Source organism: Tamlana sp. s12 (assembly GCF_016767215.1).
Taxonomy (GTDB): Bacteria; Bacteroidota; Bacteroidia; order Flavobacteriales; family Flavobacteriaceae; genus Pseudotamlana; species Pseudotamlana agarivorans.
The window spans coordinates 2,841,895-2,862,238 of the sequence record NZ_CP068547.1; the positions used below are offsets into that span (position 1 = coordinate 2,841,895).

The 20,344-nt window shown below is 33.9% G+C and carries 18 protein-coding genes and 1 other RNA gene; 7 read left to right on the forward strand and 12 right to left on the reverse strand.

What is annotated here, in order from left to right:
- The first annotated feature begins 135 nt into the window (after window positions 1-135).
- Entirely contained in the window at window positions 136-2,688 is a 2,553-nt protein-coding gene (locus JJL45_RS12310) for an ATP-dependent Clp protease ATP-binding subunit (protein WP_068602379.1), read from the forward strand.
- Between the two features lie 82 nt (window positions 2,689-2,770).
- On the opposite strand, the gene JJL45_RS12315 is transcribed toward JJL45_RS12310, so the two are convergent.
- Window positions 2,771-3,229 carry an Lrp/AsnC family transcriptional regulator gene (locus JJL45_RS12315; protein WP_068602378.1) on the reverse strand — a complete coding sequence of 153 codons (459 nt, stop codon included), beginning with the start codon at window positions 3,227-3,229 and terminating at the stop codon, window positions 2,771-2,773.
- A 161-nt stretch (window positions 3,230-3,390) separates the two neighbouring features.
- Here JJL45_RS12315 and metE point away from each other — a divergent pair, with 161 nt between their 5' ends.
- Window positions 3,391-5,694, forward strand: coding sequence for a 5-methyltetrahydropteroyltriglutamate--homocysteine S-methyltransferase (metE, locus tag JJL45_RS12320; protein WP_068602376.1), 2,304 nt, complete (start codon window positions 3,391-3,393; stop codon window positions 5,692-5,694).
- 36 nt (window positions 5,695-5,730) lie between these two features.
- Here the strand turns inward: metE and JJL45_RS12325 are convergent, their stop codons facing one another.
- Both JJL45_RS12325 and JJL45_RS12330 read right to left on the reverse strand, forming a co-directional pair.
- The gene (locus JJL45_RS12325; protein WP_068602374.1) at window positions 5,731-7,035 is read right to left on the reverse strand and encodes an MFS transporter; all 1,305 of its coding nucleotides are present in this window, start codon (window positions 7,033-7,035) and stop codon (window positions 5,731-5,733) included.
- 82 nt (window positions 7,036-7,117) lie between these two features.
- Entirely contained in the window at window positions 7,118-7,936 is an 819-nt protein-coding gene (locus JJL45_RS12330) for a M48 family metallopeptidase (RefSeq protein WP_068602371.1), read from the reverse strand.
- Window positions 7,937-8,094: 158 nt separating this feature from the next.
- Here JJL45_RS12330 and msrB point away from each other — a divergent pair, with 158 nt between their 5' ends.
- On the forward strand, window positions 8,095-8,574 hold the full coding sequence (msrB, locus tag JJL45_RS12335) for a peptide-methionine (R)-S-oxide reductase MsrB (RefSeq protein ID WP_068602369.1): 480 nt from the start codon (window positions 8,095-8,097) through the stop codon (window positions 8,572-8,574).
- A 19-nt stretch (window positions 8,575-8,593) separates the two neighbouring features.
- Here the strand turns inward: msrB and JJL45_RS12340 are convergent, their stop codons facing one another.
- Window positions 8,594-9,883, reverse strand: coding sequence for an NAD(P)/FAD-dependent oxidoreductase (locus tag JJL45_RS12340; protein WP_068602367.1), 1,290 nt, complete (start codon window positions 9,881-9,883; stop codon window positions 8,594-8,596).
- 106 nt (window positions 9,884-9,989) lie between these two features.
- Here JJL45_RS12340 and lpdA point away from each other — a divergent pair, with 106 nt between their 5' ends.
- A complete protein-coding gene (gene lpdA / locus JJL45_RS12345) occupies window positions 9,990-11,381 on the forward strand; it encodes a dihydrolipoyl dehydrogenase (protein WP_068602365.1) in 1,392 nt (463 codons plus the stop codon).
- Window positions 11,382-11,537: 156 nt separating this feature from the next.
- Here lpdA and JJL45_RS12350 read toward each other — a convergent pair whose 3' ends face one another.
- The 3 genes from JJL45_RS12350 to aroQ all read right to left on the reverse strand — a co-directional run bounded on the left by JJL45_RS12350 (window position 11,538) and on the right by aroQ (window position 13,080).
- Window positions 11,538-11,990 carry a hypothetical protein gene (locus tag JJL45_RS12350; protein ID WP_068602362.1) on the reverse strand — a complete coding sequence of 151 codons (453 nt, stop codon included), beginning with the start codon at window positions 11,988-11,990 and terminating at the stop codon, window positions 11,538-11,540.
- On the reverse strand, window positions 11,987-12,523 hold the full coding sequence (locus tag JJL45_RS12355) for a hypothetical protein (protein WP_068602361.1): 537 nt from the start codon (window positions 12,521-12,523) through the stop codon (window positions 11,987-11,989). The genes JJL45_RS12350 and JJL45_RS12355 overlap by 4 nt, the downstream gene beginning before the upstream one ends.
- Window positions 12,524-12,666: 143 nt before the next feature.
- Window positions 12,667-13,080 (reverse strand): type II 3-dehydroquinate dehydratase, encoded by a 414-nt coding sequence (aroQ, locus tag JJL45_RS12360; RefSeq protein WP_068602359.1) that lies wholly within the window; start codon window positions 13,078-13,080, stop codon window positions 12,667-12,669.
- A gap of 430 nt (window positions 13,081-13,510) precedes the next feature.
- Here aroQ and JJL45_RS12365 point away from each other — a divergent pair, with 430 nt between their 5' ends.
- Window positions 13,511-14,224 carry a DUF481 domain-containing protein gene (locus JJL45_RS12365; RefSeq protein WP_068602357.1) on the forward strand — a complete coding sequence of 238 codons (714 nt, stop codon included), beginning with the start codon at window positions 13,511-13,513 and terminating at the stop codon, window positions 14,222-14,224.
- Between the two features lie 91 nt (window positions 14,225-14,315).
- On the opposite strand, the gene JJL45_RS12370 is transcribed toward JJL45_RS12365, so the two are convergent.
- Window positions 14,316-14,807: a hypothetical protein gene (locus JJL45_RS12370; RefSeq protein WP_067146363.1), complete on the reverse strand. Its 492-nt coding sequence runs from the start codon at window positions 14,805-14,807 to the stop codon at window positions 14,316-14,318.
- Between the two features lie 202 nt (window positions 14,808-15,009).
- Here JJL45_RS12370 and xerD point away from each other — a divergent pair, with 202 nt between their 5' ends.
- Entirely contained in the window at window positions 15,010-15,906 is an 897-nt protein-coding gene (gene xerD, locus JJL45_RS12375; protein WP_068602356.1) for a site-specific tyrosine recombinase XerD, read from the forward strand.
- 163 nt (window positions 15,907-16,069) lie between these two features.
- Here the strand turns inward: xerD and rny are convergent, their stop codons facing one another.
- The 4 genes from rny to JJL45_RS12395 all read right to left on the reverse strand — a co-directional run bounded on the left by rny (window position 16,070) and on the right by JJL45_RS12395 (window position 18,467).
- Window positions 16,070-17,644 (reverse strand): ribonuclease Y, encoded by a 1,575-nt coding sequence (rny, locus tag JJL45_RS12380; protein ID WP_067146359.1) that lies wholly within the window; start codon window positions 17,642-17,644, stop codon window positions 16,070-16,072.
- A gap of 58 nt (window positions 17,645-17,702) precedes the next feature.
- Window positions 17,703-17,811, reverse strand: a non-coding RNA gene (gene ssrS / locus JJL45_RS12385) — 6S RNA.
- 62 nt (window positions 17,812-17,873) lie between these two features.
- Window positions 17,874-18,161, reverse strand: a complete 288-nt coding sequence (locus tag JJL45_RS12390) for a cell division protein ZapA (RefSeq protein WP_067146357.1) — start codon at window positions 18,159-18,161, stop codon at window positions 17,874-17,876.
- Between the two features lie 15 nt (window positions 18,162-18,176).
- Window positions 18,177-18,467: a hypothetical protein gene (locus JJL45_RS12395; RefSeq protein WP_067146355.1), complete on the reverse strand. Its 291-nt coding sequence runs from the start codon at window positions 18,465-18,467 to the stop codon at window positions 18,177-18,179.
- A 178-nt stretch (window positions 18,468-18,645) separates the two neighbouring features.
- On the opposite strand from JJL45_RS12395, the gene JJL45_RS12400 reads away from it, so the two are divergent.
- Window positions 18,646-20,331: a M23 family metallopeptidase gene (locus JJL45_RS12400; protein WP_068602354.1), complete on the forward strand. Its 1,686-nt coding sequence runs from the start codon at window positions 18,646-18,648 to the stop codon at window positions 20,329-20,331.
- Window positions 20,332-20,344 lie beyond the last annotated feature (13 nt).

A 20,344-nucleotide genomic window follows, 5' to 3' on the forward strand; every position in this document is an offset into this window, starting at 1 on the left:
TAATAAGTTATAGGCGCTAAAATTTTGATTTTATAAAGTTTTTTTCGTCAATTAGCACTTTACCCACAAAAACAGGTACAGTTTTTGTCTTTGGTAAAATGTTTTATTATTTTTAATGCAGAAAGGATAAGATATATGGATGATAATTTTTCCCCAAGAGTAAAGGATGTGATTGCTTACAGCAAAGAGGAAGCCCTGCGTTTAGGTCATGATTTCATTGGCACTGAACACTTAATGCTTGGCCTATTGCGAGATGGAAACGGAAAAGCGATAAGCATCTTAAATGCTTTAGATATTGATTTAAATCATTTAAGAAGAAAGGTTGAAATACTGAGTCCTGCAAACCCCAATATAAATGTAGCTTCAAATCAAAAAAAGAACTTACACCTTACTAGGCAAGCAGAACGTGCTTTAAAAACAACATTTTTAGAAGCCAAGTTATTTCAGAGTACCTCAATTAATACAGCGCATTTATTGCTCTGTATCCTGAGGAATGAGAATGACCCAACGACCAAGCTTTTAAATAAGCTGAAAGTTGACTATGACAATGTTAAAGAACAATTTAAACTTATGATTACAAACGATAACGACGATTATATAGACCCAAAGGCCGAGTTTCAAGATGATGATGCACATACGGAAGACGATTCGGCTAAAGACAATATTTTTAACACCCCCACTGGAAACAAAGCCAATAAGAAATCTAAAACCCCTGTTTTAGACAATTTTGGACGTGATTTAACCGCACTTGCCGAAGAAGGTAAACTTGACCCTGTAGTGGGTAGAGAAAAAGAAATAGAACGCGTTTCACAAGTTTTAAGTAGAAGAAAGAAAAACAACCCTTTACTTATTGGTGAACCTGGTGTTGGTAAATCTGCCATTGCTGAAGGTTTAGCGTTAAGAATAATTAAGCGAAAAGTTTCTCGAATTCTATTCAATAAACGTGTGGTAACCCTTGATTTGGCCAGCTTAGTAGCAGGTACAAAATACCGCGGACAGTTTGAAGAGCGCATGAAAGCCGTGATGAACGAGCTTGAAAAAAACGATGATGTTATTTTGTTTATTGACGAGATACATACCATTGTTGGTGCCGGTGGTGCCACAGGAAGCTTAGACGCTTCAAACATGTTTAAACCTGCCCTTGCAAGAGGTGAAATTCAATGTATTGGTGCTACAACTTTAGATGAATACAGACAGTATATTGAAAAAGATGGCGCTTTAGAGCGTCGTTTCCAAAAGGTTATTGTGGAACCAACTACGGTTGATGAAACTATAGAAATCCTTAATAACATTAAAGGGAAGTACGAAGAGCACCATAATGTTAACTATACACCAGAAGCTATTGAAGCTTGTGTGAAGTTAACCAACAGGTATATGTCGGAAAGATTCCTACCGGACAAAGCTATTGATGCTCTTGATGAAGCAGGATCTCGTGTTCATATTACAAACATCGATGTTCCAAAGCAAATTATCGAGCTTGAAAAGCAACTTGAAGACATTAAAGAGTCTAAAAATGCCGTTGTAAGAAAGCAGAAATACGAAGAGGCTGCTAAACTTAGAGATGACGAAAAACGCATCGAAAAAGATTTAGCCATGGCCCAAGAAAAATGGGAAGAAGAAACGAAACAACATCGTGAAATTGTAACAGAAGACAATGTGGCAGATGTGGTATCTATGATGACTGGTGTTCCTGTGAATCGTATTGCACAAAAAGAAATTAACAAATTGGCCGAACTTCCTAACCATATTAAAGGAAAGGTTATTGGTCAAGATGAAGCCGTAGCGAAAGTCGTTAAAGCCATTCAGCGTAACCGAGCAGGCTTAAAAGACCCTAATAAACCCATTGGATCATTTATATTTTTAGGTCAGACTGGTGTTGGTAAAACCCAACTTGCTAAAATTTTATCTCGTGAGTTATTTGATAGTGAAGATTCTTTAGTTAGAATTGACATGAGTGAATACATGGAAAAATTCGCTATTTCTCGTTTAATTGGAGCACCTCCAGGATACGTTGGTTACGAAGAAGGTGGTCAATTAACAGAAAAAGTAAGACGTAAGCCTTATGCTGTTATTCTGTTAGATGAAATTGAAAAAGCACATCCAGATGTTTTCAATATGCTTTTACAAGTACTTGACGATGGTTATTTGACTGATAGTTTAGGAAGAAAAATTGATTTTAGAAATACTATTATCATTATGACTTCTAATATTGGAGCTAGAAAATTAAAAGATTTTGGTACAGGTATTGGTTTTGGTACTGCTTCACAAAAAGCTCAAGAAGACGCAAATGCAAGAAGCGTTATCGAAAATGCACTTAAAAAGTCATTTGCTCCAGAGTTTTTAAATAGAATTGATGATGTTATTGTATTCAATCCTCTTGAAAAAGAAGACATCAACAAGATTATAGATATCGAATTAGAAAAGCTTTTAATCAGAATTGAAGGCCTTGGTTATCATTTAACTCTTTCGGAATCGGCAAAAGATTTTATTGCTGAAAAAGGATTTGATAAGCAATATGGTGCAAGACCTCTAAAAAGAGCTATTCAAAAATATGTTGAAGATGCTTTAGCCGAAGAAATTGTTACTTCTCACTTAGAGGAAGGTGACAAAATTAAAATCGATTTAGATTCCGCTACCGATGAATTAAAAATCTCTATAGAAAAGGCTGAAAAACCAGCTGAATCTTAGTGATCATTATTTATAACTACATAAAAAGCCCGATATATTTATCGGGTTTTTTTATTTCATCAATTTACTACCTTGAACAGTACTATATAGGAACAGCGTAGGTGTTTTTAATTTCTCCCATAACAAACGTACTATGTGCACTACCTATATTTTTAATTCCCCCTAAATGATCAAGAACAAAATTTTGGTATTCTTTCATATCACTTACCACTATTTTTAGGAGAAAATCATAATCTCCTGAAATATTATAACACTCCACCACTTCTTTCAGTAATAAAATATCTTTCACAAACTGATTACCAATCTCACGTGTGTGTTCTTTTAAAGTTACATTGCAAAACACCATAAGACCTTTATTCAACTTTTCGGCATCTAAAACAGCGATATAGTTTTTTATATAACCGTTTTTTTCTAACCGTTTTACCCTTTCAAAAACTGGAGTCGTCGACAAGTTCACTTTGGCTGCTAAATCTTTTGTAGTCAGGCTAGAGTTTGTCTGTAGTAATTTTAAAATCCGAATATCAATATCATCAAGCATCATTGTAGAATTATTTTCTGTTTAGCATAGCATCGCAACTTCTTAAAAGATAATTTAACTTACAAATCATCATATTTCAGAATATAGAACCAATTTTTAAGCTAAATTACTTAAAAACATTCTTTAAACATAATTTTGAACAGTAATAAAAACTACAACAAATTATGAAAACAACAATTTTAGGACACCCTAGAATAGGTCGTAAACGAGAACTAAAAAAAGCATGTGAAGCTTTTTGGGCACATAACATAGATGAGCATACCCTCCAAGAAACAGCATCTTCCATTAAAAAACAAAATTGGTTACAACAGCAATCTTTAGGCGTAGACTATATTCCTTCAAATGACTTTTCGTTTTACGACCAAATACTAGATGCTTGTTTAACATTTGGCTGTATCCCTAAGCGTTATCAAAACATCAATAAAGACAACTTTTTAGAGTTATATTTTGCTATGGCACGTGGCCTTCAAAATGAGCATATTGATGTCACTGCTATGGAAATGACTAAATGGTTTGATACGAACTACCATTATATCGTTCCAGAATTTGAAGAAAATCAACAATTCGAATTCTTTTCAAAAAAAATAATTGATGAGTATCAAGAAGCTTTAAAACTAGGCATTAAAACAAAACCTGTATTAATAGGTCCTGTCTCCTTTTTACTTTTAGGAAAGGAAAAAGAATCAGGCTTTCATAGACTGGAACTCCTAGAGCGTTTATTACCTGTATATTTCGAAATTCTTACCGAATTAACCGCATTAGATGTAGAATACATTCAAATAGACGAACCTTGTCTTGCTTTAAACCTATCCAACCAAGCCCGTAAAGCCATTGCTTCAACCTATAAAGCGATTGCTGAACGTTATCCAAAGTTAAAAATATTTCTAGCAAATTACTTCGATTGCTATGGTGAAAACCTAGAAACAGCCCTTCAGCTTCCGGTAGACACCCTTCACCTCGATTTAGTGCGATGCCCGCTTCAATTAGATGATATTTTAGCGTCTAAATACTTCAATCCGCATGTCAATTTATCATTAGGACTCATTGACGGGAGAAACATTTGGAAGAATGATTTTGAAGCTTCATTAAAACTTATTGAAAAAGCTTCAAAAAAGCTACCAATAGAAAATTTATGGATTTCAACATCCTGCTCCCTACTTCATACGCCTTATGATTTAGATCTTGAAACAAATATCGATTCTGAAATCAAACAATGGCTTGCGTTTTCAAAACAAAAAATTGAAGAAGTCATCGCATTAAAACATCTTTCTTCCGAAGAAAACAACAGTTATTTATACCTTTTTGAAGAAAACAAACTAGCAAACCTTAATAGAAAGAAATCTAAACTGATAAATAACGAGACTGTAAAATCTCGCATTGAAAACCTTAAAGTATCAGATGCGCATCGCGAAAATAGATTCCCGATTAGGCAAGCCAAGCAAAAAGAAGCTTTAAAACTACCTCTATTTCCAACCACCACTATTGGTTCCTTTCCTCAGACCAAAGAGGTAAGAAGCTGGCGTTTAAAACATAAAAGAGGATTAATTTCTGATGAAGCATACGATAAGTTAATTGCCAAAGAAATTGAAAGCTCCATTCGTTTTCAAGAAAATATTGGTCTTGACGTTTTAGTTCATGGTGAGTTTGAACGTAATGATATGGTTGAATATTTCGGTGAAAAACTTAATGGTTTTGTGTTTAGTAATTTTGGTTGGGTTCAAAGTTATGGTAGCCGTTGTGTAAAACCTCCTATTTTATTTGGTGATGTTTCGCGCCCAGAAGCCATGACCGTAAAATGGTCAAAATATGCTCAATCCTTAACCGATATTCCTGTAAAAGGCATGTTAACAGGCCCTGTTACCATATTACAATGGTCTTTTGTTAGAAATGATCAACCCAGATCAACCACGTGCAACCAGATCGCTTTAGCTATTAGAGATGAAGTCATCGACCTTGAAAACAATGGTTTAAAAATTATTCAAATTGACGAGCCAGCCATCCGAGAAGGACTTCCTATTAGAAAAGAAGACTGGAAAGCCTATTTAGACTGGGCAGTAAAAGCTTTCCGTATTTCAGCCTCTGGTGTTAAGGATGAAACCCAAATTCACACACACATGTGTTATTCTGAATTTAATGATATCATTTCAAATATTGCTGATATGGATGCCGATGTTATTACCATTGAAACCTCCCGTTCGGAAATGGAATTACTTGACGCTTTTGTTAATTTCAAATATCCTAATGAAATTGGGCCTGGTGTTTATGATATTCACTCGCCAAGAGTCCCTTCTTTAGAAGAAATTGAACATCTTATTAATAAAGCGAAAAATGTACTTCCTAAAGAACATATTTGGGTAAATCCCGATTGCGGATTAAAAACTAGAGATTGGCCAGAAACCAAAACAGCGCTTAAAAACTTAGTAAAGGCCGCCAAAAAACTACGCGAAAACGCACTGGAATTGGTGTAATTATTTGAGATTTTGTCAGGACTATTTAGACATTAGCTAAGTAGTCTTGACAGTTTCTTTTGGGACACGTAACAACAATAAAATACCTCCTAAAAAGAACACAAACAAAAATAAAATGGAATTACGCATACTCCCTGTTATTTGATCGATGGTTCCATAAATAACCATACCAATTACAATTCCAATTTTTTCAGCAACATCGAAAAAACTAAAATACGAAGTCGTATCTTCTGTTTTTGGCAAAAACTTAGAGTAAGTTGATCGCGCTAAAGACTGTATCCCTCCCATGACTAAGCCTACAAATGCAGCTGCAATATAAAATTCCATGGGTGAATGCATAAAATAAGCATAAAAACAAATGGCAACCCAAATGACATTAACATAGATTAGTGTTTTAATATTACCAAACTTTGCAGAGGCCTTTGAAGTTAAAAAAGCTCCTAAAATAGCAACCAACTGAATCACTAAAATACTCACAATTAGTCCTGTTGTTTTTTCATCGTCACTACCCCAACTTATTTCTTCCTCACCAAAATATACGGCTACTAGCATAATGGTTTGCACAGCCATACTAAATACAAAAAAAGCATATAAATAACGTTTCAACCTCAAGTTGTTTTGTAAATCACGCCATACTTCGCGCAGTTCTCTAAATCCGTTAAACACAATAGCACGCGTTACTTTCGCTCCTTTATTAGTCCCTTTAGGTAAATAATAAAAGGAATACTGACTAAACAAAACCCACCATATCCCCACTGAAACAAAAGCATAGCGCATCATTAACCTTTTAGCTTCACCTGTTTCCTGGCTCATAACCATAGCTAAATTAATGACTAACAAAATAACACTTCCTATATATCCTAAAGAAAATCCTTTCGCACTAATATGATCTTGCTGCTCCTTAAAGGCAATGTCTGGCAAATAAGAATTATAAAACACCAAACTCCCCCAATACCCAAGTAAGCCCATAAAATAAAATACCAAACTCAAATGGATATGCTCTAAGCTAAACCAATATAAACCGATACAGCCTGCACTTCCTAGGTAACAGAAAAACTTCATGAAGTTTTTCTTATTTCCAACGTAATCGGCAATTCCTGATAATAAAGGTGATAACACAGAAACCACTAAAAAAGTAAAAGCAGTAACAAAAGTGATAAGGGCTGTATTTTTCAATTCAAAACCAAAAGCCACTACAGTTTTTACTTCGGAAAGAAATAATGACGAATAAAAAATCGGAAAAAGCGATGATGCAATGGTTAAGGTATATACAGAATTCGCCCAGTCGTAAAATGCCCAGGCATTTAGAAGTTTTTTACTTCCTTTTTTAATATTTTCCATAAAAAAAGCTGCTCATTTTTTAGCAGCTTCTAAAGTAAACAAATATTTTAATTTGAGTTTATTTTTCCAAGATCAACTAAATCTATTCTCTAAATTTAGTTACTCCAAACTTTTTAGCTTCCGCAATAGCACTAGGAGCAAGAGCTCGTAAGTTCGCTATACGCGAATCGTTTGAAGGGTGCGTACTAAGTATTTCAGGTGGAGCCCCTCCTGCACTATTAGCTTTCATACGCTGCCAAAGTGCTGCTGCTTCTGTTGGATCGTAACCTGCTACAGCCATAATATACAATCCTATTTTATCAGCTTCCGTTTCATGACTTCTACTAAAAGGCAACATAACACCTACCTGTGAACCTACACCATAATATTGATTAAACAAATTTCTATCACTTTCATTTTGTAACACCACATTTCCTGCAACAGCTCCAAACTGTTGTAACATACCGGCGCTCATACGTTGTTGTCCATGATTTGCTAAAGCATGTGCAACCTCATGCCCCATAATTACAGCCACACCTGTTTCATTTTTTGCCACAGGCAAAATACCTGTGTAAAAAACGATTTTTCCACCAGGCATGCACCAAGCATTTTCTGTTTTATCATCTACTAAGTGATACTCCCATTTATAATCATTTAAATACCCATGGTAACCATTGGCATTTAACCAACGTTCAGAAGCTGCCGCTATACGTTCGCCAACACGTGTAATCATTTGGGCGTCTTTAGTACCTGTTACAACTTTATGTTCAGACAAAAACTGATTATATTGTGCGAATGACGTTGGAAACAAATCGGAATTAGGTACCAAAGCCATGGTTTTTTTCCCTGTAAACGGATTTGTTGCACATGAATAAATAAGGGTTATTACTAGTAATGAAACTATAGTTTTAAACTTTAGCATTGTTAAAATTTATTTAGATAGAGTTATTTTCGATTAGCTAAAATATATCATATTAATCAAAAAATTTAACGCTATTGATTTAAATTGTTTAAAAATCAATTTTGTTAAGAACCATAAATATATACGACAGATTATAATAATATATTAAATGTAATCTTATGTACAAAATTCTTGTTGCACTTTGCTTTCTATTATTTAATTGTAACTCTTCGGCTCAAAAACCCAAAAATAGAACTTCTGAAACATACGAAATTACCAAAACGGATGCACAATGGAAAGCACAATTAACAGACATGGAATACCATGTATTACGTCAGGCAGGTACAGAGCCTAGATATAGTAGTCTGCTAAATAAAAACAAACAAGCAGGAACCTATGTATGCAAAGCCTGTAATACACCATTGTTTAAAAGTGAACATAAATACGACTCTGGATCAGGATGGCCAAGTTTCGATAGAGAAATTGAAGGCAACGTCGCTTTTTCAACCGATAACGATTTAGGCTATACCCGCACAGAGGAACATTGTGCTACATGTGGCGGACATCTCGGTCATGTTTTTAACGATGGTCCTAGAAACACCACAGGTAAAAGACATTGTATCAATGGTGTCGCTTTAACTTTTATTCCGAAACACTAAATTGCTACTTAGGTGGGTTCTATATTTTTTCCTTCAATTTTTTTCGATAAGGTCTAATAATTAAACGTGCTTCTCGATCAAAACGCACATAATTATAAACCCAATTTATAAAAACGACCATTCGGTTTCTAAACCCAATAAGAAAGAACAGATGTACAAACATCCACACATACCAAGCAAAAACACCTTGAAATTTAAACTTTTTTAAATCCACAACAGCTTTATTTCGACCTATAGTTGCCATAGCGCCTTTATCTGAATATTTAAAAGGCTTCATTGGTTTTTCCTCAAGTAAACGAAGTAGATTATCACCCAATTGTTCGCCTTGCTGAATAGCCGGTTGTGCCATCATAGGGAAGCCATTAGGGAATCCGTCGGTAACCATACAAGCAATATCGCCAACGGCAAAAATATTTTCAAAACCTTTTATTTGATTAAACTCATTTACCAAAATACGGTTTCCTCTCGTTACAAAAGATGCACTATCCAAACCTTTAATTAAAGCTCCTTTTACACCCGCTGCCCAAACTAAAGTTTCGGTTCTAAAAGTTAAATCGGTATTCGTGGTAGCCACCCTACCGTCATAGCTTGTAACTCGCAAATTTTTCCAGACATTTACACCTAATTTCTCAAGAAACTCTTCGGCTTTTTCCGAAGCTTCTGCACTCATTCCTTTAAGTAAACAATCGCTGGATTGCACTAAATTAATTTGTGCCATTCGGGTATCTAAATCGGGATAATCTTTAGGAAGAATGCCTTTTTTAATTTCAGCCAAAGCACCTGCTAATTCCACCCCTGTAGGTCCTCCACCAACAATAACAAAATTCATTAAGGCGTTGCGTTCATTTAAATCAGAAGTCAATAAAGCATCTTCAAAATTTTCCAGAATCAAACTCCTCAAATCTAAAGATTGGGGTATGGTTTTCATGGCCATACTGTGTTTTTCAATTTCAGAATTCCCAAAATAATTGGTCTCTGAACCCGAAGCCACGATTAAATAATCAAATTTAAGATGTCCAATGTTCGTTTTTAATTCGTTGTTCTCCGTATCTATAAACTCAACATCGGCTAATCGGAAATAAAAATTAGGAAAGTTTTTTAAAATTTTACGAATCGGGTAAGCTATAGAATCTGGCTCTAAACCGCCAGTAGACACTTGATATAGAAGTGGTTGAAAATTATGATAATTATTTCTGTCTAGTAGTACGACTTGTACTTCTTGCTTAGATAATTTTTTAGCTAAGGCGACCCCAGCAAAACCTCCGCCTATAATAACCATGCGGGGATAACTTGTTCTTGGTATATTCATAAAATAAAACTTGCTTAACAAAGGTAAGATAAAGATGTAAAAATTAAACGGACATTATTCCATATTCGGTTTCGATTTCGTAAATTCGTAGCCTAAAAAATAACAAATGAGTAAATACGACATCATCATTATTGGAAGTGGTCCTGGCGGATATGTAACAGGAATTAGAGCCTCGCAACTTGGATTTAAAGTAGCGATTGTTGAAAAAGAAAACCTTGGAGGAATCTGTTTAAACTGGGGATGTATTCCTACAAAAGCTTTATTAAAAAGTGCTCAAGTTTATGACTATTTAAAACACGTTGATGAATACGGATTGAAAGCTGAAGCTATCGATAAAGATTTTGAAGCGGTTATTAAACGTAGCCGTGGCGTAGCTGAAGGTATGAGTAAAGGTGTTCAGTTTTTAATGAAGAAAAACAAAATCGATATTATTAAAGGTTTTGGTAAAATTAAAACAGGAAAAAAAGTAGATGTTACTGCTGAAGATGGTACTGTGACAGAATACAGCGCTGATAACATTATTATTGCTACTGGAGCAAGATCTCGTGAATTACCTAATTTACCTCAAGATGGTAAAAAAGTGATTGGTTACCGTCAAGCCATGTCTTTACCAAAACAACCTAAGAAAATGATTGTTGTTGGTTCTGGAGCTATTGGTGTTGAGTTTGCACACTTTTACAACTCTATGGGAACAGAAGTTACTATTGTAGAGTTTATGCCAACCGTAGTACCTGTTGAAGATAAAGACATTTCTAAAGCTTTTGAAAGCTCATTAAAGAAATCTGGAATTAAGGTGATGACAAATTCTTCTGTAGAATCTGTTGATACTTCTGGAGAAGGTGTTGTAGCTACTGTAAAAACTAAAAAAGGCGAAGAAACTCTTGAAGCCGATATTTTATTATCTGCTGTGGGAATCAAATCTAACATTGAAAACATTGGTTTAGAAGATGTTGGTATTGTTGTAGATAGAGATAAAATATTAGTTAACGATTTCTACCAAACTAATATTCCTAGTTATTACGCTATTGGTGATGTAGTTCCAGGACAAGCTTTAGCACACGTTGCTTCTGCTGAAGGAATTACTTGTGTTGAAAAATTAGCTGGATTACATACTGAGCCTATCGACTACGGAAATATTCCAGGTTGTACTTACGCATCTCCTGAGATTGCATCAGTAGGTTTAACTGAAGCTAAAGCCATTGAAGAAGGATACGATATTAAAGTTGGAAAATTCCCATTCTCTGCTTCTGGAAAAGCAAGTGCTTCTGGAAACAAAGAAGGTTTTGTTAAAGTAATTTTCGATGCTAAATACGGCGAATGGTTAGGATGCCACATGATTGGTGCTGGTGTTACCGATATGATTGCTGAAGCTGTTTTAGGTAGAAAATTAGAAACTACTGGTCATGAAGTATTAAAAACAGTTCACCCTCACCCAACTATGAGTGAAGCGGTAATGGAAGCTGTTGCTGATGCTTACGATGAAGTTATACATTTATAAGAAGAGCCCCTCCTAGCCTCCTCAAAAGGGAGGAACTTTTACCCGGACGGGATTAAAAATATAAAATGCGATTCAAAATTTGAATCGCATTTTTTTATTCGTCTGATTTCTACAAAATAAACAATCCTACGTTCTGAGAAGTAAAGAAAACGCCATTTAAAACCTTAATTTCGAACCCAATGTAAAAGATTGTTTTGAACCAAAAGTATAATCCTTTTCCATAGGTATTTCACCAGTAAAACGCTGATTAAATTTAGCCTCAAATAATAAGTTTTCGGAGGCATCGTATTGAACACCAAGTACACCTGATGCCGTTGGTATCCCAACCCCATTAATATCATTATAGAGATTAATTTTTGACCCTATTAGTAAACTTAGTTTTTCAGTAACTTTATATTTAAGTAGTAATGGAAATTCGTAAACACTATAATCTGTTTCTACCCTAGATTCTCGTTCTCCTATAATGGCCCAATCATCGTTTAATTTGTATTGATTAAAAAATGATGATTTCTCAACTTTAGAATCTTTGGTTTGCTTTTCATTTATATTAGTTTGCGCTACTAAGTTCATGGTAGACAATATAAATATTGTAATGATTTGAGTTTTCATAACCTAAATTCTAATCCTACTGTAATCATATCCATAGTTTTATCAACTATATAGAATTGGCTTCCTTCACTAATTAATACATTAAAATTGGCTAACCTATAACCTAAAACAATATCAGCATAATCAAAAATTTGATATTGAATTTTTGGTGCAAAATAAAGTCCGTCATTAACCGCTATATCTGTATTTACTGCAAATGCATAACCTAAATCGAGCCCTATATCTAATCTTTTTACCAGATTAAAGCGTGTGGTTAACGCTACAGGAATCATAGAAGCCTGATCTTCTTTAGCTACCTGTAATCCTCCTCCTAACTGATACGTTGGCATTTTAAACCAAGTAGCAAAACCCGAAGTCAATCCGACTTCAAAGGCATCTGTAATTGGTAAGACATAACTAACATCTAATGCAGCAGCATGTCTTGTCGTGTCAAAAACAGGTAAAGTTGAACTAATAGCAATTTTAAAATCTTGAGCTTGTAGTTGTCCCAAACTCACCATTGTAAACGCAAATAAGAATAATTTTTGTTTCATAATAGAAATGTTTTATTGATTAATAAAAACAAATCTAATACGTCAACATCTTAAAATTCTCACAAGACAATCACAATAAAAGTAAAAACGAAAGTTAATTATATGTGAAAAATCTTAATAAAACTTTAATGTTTTTCTTATAATCAAAAACTTTGTATCGCTAGCTCATAACTTTGCATACCAAAGCCAAGAATTACCCCTTTAGCATTAGGAGAAATATACGATTGATGCCTAAATTCCTCTCGACTAAAAGTGTTAGAAATATGAACTTCTACCACTGGTGTTTCAATACCCTTTATAGCATCACCAATACCTATTGATGTATGGGTGTACGCACCTGCATTCAACACAACACCATCAAAACTAAAACCAACGTCATGTAATTTGTTAATCAGTTCACCTTCAACGTTCGACTGGTAGTAGCTTAATTCTACATTAGGATATTTGCTCTTAAGTGTTTCAAAATAGTCTTGAAAACTTAAGCTTCCATATATCTCAGGCTCTCTTTTTCCCAAAAGGTTGAGATTTGGTCCATTGATAATAATTATTTTCTTCATTAATTTACTTTATATAGAAGGTAAAAATACAAAAGTTATACTTGACATTCATTTACCATTTAAAAAACGAAAAAAATAAAATGCTTTTCTGTAATTAAAAAAATTCAAAGTTTAAAGCGTATATATAATTAAGATTTTTGATAAACACTTAAATAACATCTTTTTAAATTTTACAACAATGGAACTCCTTTCTAAATCTTAGATAAATATTTAGCTTCAGGAATTATTTAATTTTGCTCTAGGACTATTTAACTGTATATTTAACGCATAATCTTAGCAGATTTTCTAAACACGATTTTGAATTCATAAGGTTAGCAAACACATAATAGTGAAAAGTATTATAGAGAAAGTGCAATACAACTTCGTGAAACCCTCATTTTTTATTCTTATTCTATCGTTTAGCCATGTTATTTATGGTCAAATATTTAATATGGAAAATTTTATTATAGAAAAGGATACGGTTGGGTTTTCTGGCGGCATTGAATTGAATGGTAGCTTGATAAAAAACACGAAAAATATTTTCACATTGCACAGTTACTCCTATGTTGAATATAAAAAGGAGAAAAATACCTTAGCCTTAATTACCTCTATAAATAGGAAAATAACCGACAATGAGGATGATGTAAACAACACAACCATACAGCTTCGATATGACTACCGTTATAAGGAAAATTTATTTTGGGAATCCTTTGTTCAATCATTTGTAGATAGGGTTGCTAATATCGACCATAGAATGGTTCTTGGTAGTGGCACGCGATTTCAGCATACCAAAAACAAAAAGTTCATGTATTCCTTCGGCACCTATCTGATGTTTGTATATGAACATGAAGATGATAATATCGAGGATGATGAAGTTGATAACCTTCCTACGATCTATCGCTATGAAGTTCGATTTAATGGTTATGCCTCCTTTGTTTATGACATCAATGAAAATATTTCAGTAAAATTAGCAGGATATTATCAACCTCGAGTAGATTTTATTAAGGACCATCGTATTGATGGCATGGGAAGATTATCTATTAAAGTGTTAGAGAATTTAGACTTCAACCTCACTTACGTTATTAATTTAGACCCCTATCCTGCGAAAAATATCCCCACAACACAGTATCAATTAGTGAACGGATTGTCCTATACCTTTAAGTAAGTCACTTATTTACTGCAATCAATTTTACATAAAAAAGAGGTTTAAAAGGTATTATAACTTTTTAAACCTCCTTTTAGTTTATAATATAACTTTAGAATTGAAATAGCACACCACAGTTTAAATTTCCATAATTAACATAATCAGAAATATTTTCATACGAAACAAAAACTTCAATGATATCTGCGACATCAACAGAAACTACTGGCTTCACATAAAATCCACCATCTAAAAAATCTGATAGACCAAAGGCATATCCTAAATCAACGCCACCAGAAAACAAACCAAATAATTTAACACGTGCAGCACCAGCTACTGGTAAAAATAAAGAATCTTCACTTTCAAGGTTTAAAACGCCGTCATATTCCTTTCCAAAAAAGTTTCTAAAACCCACGTTTCCTCCTATTGAAATAAACTGATCTATATTCGTAAAATAATAATATACATCAGCACCAACTACAACAGAGCTAAAATCGGAAGCATCAGATAAAGGCACACCTACTGAGCCTCCCACTTTAAACGTTTGAGCATTCATACTTATTAATGCGAATAGACCGAAAATTGAGGTAAATAGTAATTTTTTCATAATTAATTAATATTTAAATAGTTTATACTTCAACAAGTTAAAACAATTCTGTGCTAATTAAAAACATACATGTTTAACTTTTCAACATATTGATTAACAAATTATTAAATAGCACATTGATTTTCTATAAAATAACTAAAACACACTTTCTTTAATAACAAGAAGATTTACATACCACAACTTTTAACTATTTTTACCAACTATGACGTGGCAACAAGCACTTAAAGATTATCAATTATATCTCACCATCGAGCGCGGGTTATCGAAAAACTCTATAGACAACTATGTGTTAGATGTAAAGAAACTCATTACTTATTTAGAGACGAACAAGCATGCTGTTTCTCCACTATCAATTAGTTCCGATACCATACAACAATTTATATACGAAACGGCAAAACACATTAATGCGCGTTCACAATCACGATTAATTTCAGGCTTACGCAGCTTTTTCAGTTATTTGATTTTTGAAGATTATATCAGAATCAATCCCTTAGAACTTATTGAAAGTCCGAAAATAGGTAGAAAACTTCCTGATACTTTATCCGAAGATGAAATAGACGCTATTATAAAAGCCATTGATTTAAGTAAACCTGAAGGCGAACGCAATAGAGCTATGCTTGAAACTTTATACGGTTGTGGTTTAAGGGTAAGTGAACTTATCAACCTTAAGCTTTCCGATTTGTTTTTTGAAGAAGGTTTCATCAAGGTGACAGGTAAAGGCGATAAGCAACGTTTCGTGCCTATTGTTGAAATCACCCAAAAGTATATTAACATATATAGAAAGGAAATTAGAACCCATTTAAACATACAGGTAGGCTTTGAGGACACCCTCTTTTTAAACCGCCGTGGAAAGCAATTAACCCGTGCCATGGTATTTACCATCATTAAGCAATTGGTTGAAAAAATTGGACTAAAAAAAACAGTTTCACCACACACCTTTAGGCATTCTTTTGCTACGCACCTATTACAAAACAACGCCGATTTAAGATCCATTCAACTTATGTTAGGCCATGAAAGCATCACTACAACCGAAATTTACGTGCATTTGGATAGAAGTCATTTAACCGAAGTTGTTGAAAAGTATCATCCTAGGAAATAGTTAATGGTTAATGGATAATGGATAATGGATAATGGATAATGGATAATGGATAATGGATAATGGATAATGGATAATGGATAATGGATAATGGATAATGGATAATGGATAAACAAAAAATCCAGCAATTGCTGGATTTTTTGTTTTTATAATATGAGACGTATTCCTATTTAGCAATATTAACGGCTCTAGTTTCTCTAATAACAGTAACTTTTACTTGTCCTGGGTAAGTCATATCGGTTTGAACTTTTTGCGAAATACTGAAAGATAATTCAGCAGCTTTTTGATCGTCTACCTTCTCACTTTCTACAATAACACGAAGTTCCCTACCAGCCTGAATAGCGTATGCTTTTTTAACCCCTGAGAATCCAAATGCAATATCCTCTAGATCTTTTAAACGTTGGATATAACTGTCTAAAACTTGACGTCTTGCTCCTGGTCTAGCTCCAGATATAGCATCACAAACTTGAATGATTGGTGCTAATAGCGACTTCATTTCAATTTCATCGTGGTGCGCTCCAATAGCATTACATACATCAGCTTTTTCATTAAACTTCTCAGCCCACTGCATACCTAAAATAGCGTGCGGTGTTTCCATATCAGCTTCTGCATCTGGCACTTTTCCGATATCGTGTAGTAATCCAGCACGCTTCGCTAATTTCGGATTTAAACCAAGTTCTGCAGCCATCACACCACAAAGTTTAGCAACTTCACGCGAGTGTTGTAGTAAATTTTGTCCGTAAGAAGAACGATACTTCATTCTACCTACCATTTTAATAAGTTCTGGGTGTAAATTATGAATACCTAAATCGATAACGGTGCGTTTACCAACTTCAATAATCTCTTGTTCGATTTGTTTTTGGGTTTTCTTAACCACCTCTTCAATTCTCGCTGGGTGGATTCTACCATCGGTTACTAACTTGTGTAAAGATAAACGCGCTACCTCTCTTCTTACCGAATCAAAACAAGATAAAATAATAGCTTCTGGGGTATCATCAACAATAATTTCAACTCCTGTTGCAGCCTCTATCGCTCTAATATTACGACCTTCACGACCAATAATACGTCCTTTAACATCATCAGATTCGATATTAAATACAGAAACGCAGTTATCAACCGCTTCCTCGGTACCAATACGCTGAATCGTATTAATAATCACTTTCTTAGCTTCTTGCTCTGCTGTTAGTTTAGCTTCTTCTAAGGCACTTTGAACAAAAGCCATGGCATCATTTTTAGCTTCTCCTTTTAAAGACTCCACTAATTGCTCTTTGGCCTCTTCTGCAGAAAGACTAGAAATCACTTCTAATTGCTGCACTTGACTTTTATGCAAACGATCGACTTCTTCTTGCTTTTTTTCAACCACATCAAGCCTGTGATTATAGTCTTTTATTTTACTTTCAAGACTTTCATTAAGTTTTTTAGATTTTGAAAGCTCGCTAGACACTTGAGATTCTTTATCTCTGGTACGTTTCTCGGCATCAGCCATTTTCTTATCACGTGATAAGATCACCTTTTCGTGCTCTGATTTGAGCTCTATAAATTTTTCCTTTGCCTGAAGTATTTTATCTTTTTTAAGGTTTTCACCTTCACTTTTTGCTTCCTTAAGTATTAAAGCGGCATTTTTTTTAGCTTCTTTTACTAATTTAGAAGCATTTTTTTTCTCTAGTGTCTTTGCTATTATAAAGCCTATTACAAGCCCTAAAACGACACCTCCTACTACAAATATAATTGAGTTATCCATCGTTGATTGGTTAATTTTCGTATATAAAAAAAGCCTACACCAGCATAAAATTTTGTATAAACTCCTTAAAAACAAGTTTAGGGCTAACAAGCTGATCAAGGGTCTGCTAAAAATGCAGCATGCTTTTACAACTTAAACTCACCCTTTTTAAAGAATTAACGTTGAGTTTATCAAAAAAAATAACCAATGTAGGCAGTAACTTTAGTTTATTTTAAAGAACGTTTAGAGTCTATACATAAGATTCTAACAGGCTGTCTAAAGCTTTAAGCTTCTCTTCAACATGTTCAGACATATTTTCTTTATCTATAGATTTCTGTTCAACTTGAGTTGCAAATTGCAAAGCACACATGGCTAACACATCTTGCTTATCTCGAACAGAATAACTTTGCTCAAATTGTTTTATCATATTTTCAATGTTTTTAGCAGCTTTTCGTAAACCTTCTTCTTGACTTGCATCAATGGTTAAAGGGTATACACGATTTGCTATAGATAGCTTTATTTTAAGCTTTTCAGACATTGAATTTAACTAGCTTTAATCTGATAATTGAGCAATACAATGATCAATATCTCGAATTAAGGCATTTATTTTAAGCTTTGTTTCTCTTTTATTATCGTCACTACCGAGTATTGAATTTGCCATTTTTAAAGCTTCATATTTTTCTTCCCAATCTGAATTTCTTTCTTTTTGGATCAAAATTTCTTGCTTCGAAACCTCTAATTCTTCCAATAATTTCAAATTATCAAGCTTTAAAAGCTCCATCTTGCGTAGTAATTTTTCAATTTTGCCTTCTAACGAATTTACAATATCTTCAATATTACTCATTTACAATTTTCAATACTTACCTCACAAAGTTAACATACCTTAGCTTAAATAACAATTGTTTTCTCATAAAATTTTAAAATGTCATTTTGCGATAGCATAGATAAACAGTGACTTGATTTTTGTTTTATTCTTTGCTTTTTAATGCCATGATTGATATTTTAGCCCGAATACTTTTTATATGCGAATCATACTATTTTCTGTTTTTTTTATTTCATTTTTTTCTAATGGTCAATCGAATTATCCTCAAGATTATTTTACCAACCCTTTAGAAGTCCCCATTGTTCTTTCTGGAACTTTTGCAGAGCTACGCTCCAACCATTTCCATTCTGGTATGGACATCAAGACGCAACATCGCACGGGTTTGAATGTGGTAGCATCTGCCGATGGTTATATCAGTCGTATAAAAGTATCACATTGGGGCTACGGAAAAGCATTATACATCACACACCCTAACGGTTATACAACAGTTTATGGCCACCTTTCAAAATTTGCTCCTGAAATAGAAGCTCATGTTAAAAAATTGCAATATGAGCAGGAATCTTATGAAATAGAAGATTTTCCTAAAGCTGGGGTTTTAAATGTTACCAAAGGCAGTCTTGTTGCTTACAGCGGAAACACAGGGGGTTCTGGTGGTCCGCATTTGCATTTTGAAATTCGTGATAAAGAGGAGCGTCCTATGAACCCGATGCTTTTTGGAATTAATACCGCAGACACCACAAACCCAATAGTCAAATCCATTTATGCTTTTCCTTTAGACGATAAATCTTTTATTAATGGAAAAAACAGCAAGCAAAAACTAACCTTAGCACCTCTAAAAGGAGGCGATTATACTACCGAAATTATTGACGCTATAGGAAACATTGGATTCGGAATTGAAACCATAGACCGGTTGGATTTGGCACCTAATTCAAATGGTGTATACAACATTCAATCCTTTGTAAATGGCACACAAAACTATGAGCTTGATTTTAAACGTTTTTCTTTCAGTGAAACTAAGCATATCAATCAACTCATCGATTACGAGACCTATACAACATCCAAAAAACGCATTCAAAAATTATTCAAAATCAATAATCCGCTTAGCATTATTAAACCATTAGTTAACGATGGTATTGTGGAAGTTCAAGATCAAACGAGTATGGTTTATAAAATTCGAGTTTCCGATTTTGAAAGCAATTCATCATGGGTAACTATTCATATCAATGGTAAAACAGATAGTCTTGCTCAGGCAGAAACTCCTAAAGTGACGCCTTATTTTATAAATGCCAACCAAACTACAAATTTAAAAGAAGGACGGGTTTCGGTTGATTTCTATAAAGACACGTTTTATGAAAACTTCTACATGGATTTTGAAGTTAAAAATGATACGGTTAAACTTCATGAAGACGTTAAAGCCACTAAAAAGAATTTTAAAATAACTTTTGATGTCAGCCATTATAATGAAGCTGATAGAAGTAAATTATACATTGCTCAACTTATTGGAAACATCCAAAAACCTAGTTATATATCTACAAAAAAAGAAGATAATTTACTGATTGGCAGCACGAAAAAACTAGGAACCTACACGATTGCTTCAGATACTATTGCTCCTACTATTAGGCCTGCTAATTTTAGCAATGAGCAATGGATAAGCAACCATAGTGAATTAAAGATTAAGATTTCTGATGATGCTTCAGGCATTTCAAAATACAGAGCAACCATTAATGGTAAATGGATTTTGATGGAATATGAATATAAAAACAACACACTAACTTACGATTTTAGTGATCATATTATTAACGAAACTAAAAACAATTTTAAGCTTATTGTAACCGATAATGTGGGAAATAATTCTACTTTTGAAGCGTTATTTTACAGAAAATAAACCAACACATACC

Excerpts from the sequence above, each read along its gene's own strand:
- JJL45_RS12310 (WP_068602379.1), top strand. The coding sequence starts at position 136 with ATGGATGATAATTTTTCCCCAAGAGTAAAGGATGTGATTGCTTACAGC.
- JJL45_RS12315 (WP_068602378.1), bottom strand. The coding sequence starts at position 3,229 with ATGATGCTTGATGATATTGATATTCGGATTTTAAAATTACTACAGACA.
- metE (WP_068602376.1), top strand. The coding sequence starts at position 3,391 with ATGAAAACAACAATTTTAGGACACCCTAGAATAGGTCGTAAACGAGAA.
- JJL45_RS12325 (WP_068602374.1), bottom strand. The coding sequence starts at position 7,035 with ATGGAAAATATTAAAAAAGGAAGTAAAAAACTTCTAAATGCCTGGGCA.
- JJL45_RS12330 (WP_068602371.1), bottom strand. The coding sequence starts at position 7,936 with ATGCTAAAGTTTAAAACTATAGTTTCATTACTAGTAATAACCCTTATT.
- msrB (WP_068602369.1), top strand. The coding sequence starts at position 8,095 with ATGTACAAAATTCTTGTTGCACTTTGCTTTCTATTATTTAATTGTAAC.
- JJL45_RS12340 (WP_068602367.1), bottom strand. The coding sequence starts at position 9,883 with ATGAATATACCAAGAACAAGTTATCCCCGCATGGTTATTATAGGCGGA.
- lpdA (WP_068602365.1), top strand. The coding sequence starts at position 9,990 with ATGAGTAAATACGACATCATCATTATTGGAAGTGGTCCTGGCGGATAT.
- JJL45_RS12350 (WP_068602362.1), bottom strand. The coding sequence starts at position 11,990 with ATGAAAACTCAAATCATTACAATATTTATATTGTCTACCATGAACTTA.
- JJL45_RS12355 (WP_068602361.1), bottom strand. The coding sequence starts at position 12,523 with ATGAAACAAAAATTATTCTTATTTGCGTTTACAATGGTGAGTTTGGGA.
- aroQ (WP_068602359.1), bottom strand. The coding sequence starts at position 13,080 with ATGAAGAAAATAATTATTATCAATGGACCAAATCTCAACCTTTTGGGA.
- JJL45_RS12365 (WP_068602357.1), top strand. The coding sequence starts at position 13,511 with ATGGAAAATTTTATTATAGAAAAGGATACGGTTGGGTTTTCTGGCGGC.
- JJL45_RS12370 (WP_067146363.1), bottom strand. The coding sequence starts at position 14,807 with ATGAAAAAATTACTATTTACCTCAATTTTCGGTCTATTCGCATTAATA.
- xerD (WP_068602356.1), top strand. The coding sequence starts at position 15,010 with ATGACGTGGCAACAAGCACTTAAAGATTATCAATTATATCTCACCATC.
- rny (WP_067146359.1), bottom strand. The coding sequence starts at position 17,644 with ATGGATAACTCAATTATATTTGTAGTAGGAGGTGTCGTTTTAGGGCTT.
- JJL45_RS12390 (WP_067146357.1), bottom strand. The coding sequence starts at position 18,161 with ATGTCTGAAAAGCTTAAAATAAAGCTATCTATAGCAAATCGTGTATAC.
- JJL45_RS12395 (WP_067146355.1), bottom strand. The coding sequence starts at position 18,467 with ATGAGTAATATTGAAGATATTGTAAATTCGTTAGAAGGCAAAATTGAA.
- JJL45_RS12400 (WP_068602354.1), top strand. The coding sequence starts at position 18,646 with ATGCGAATCATACTATTTTCTGTTTTTTTTATTTCATTTTTTTCTAAT.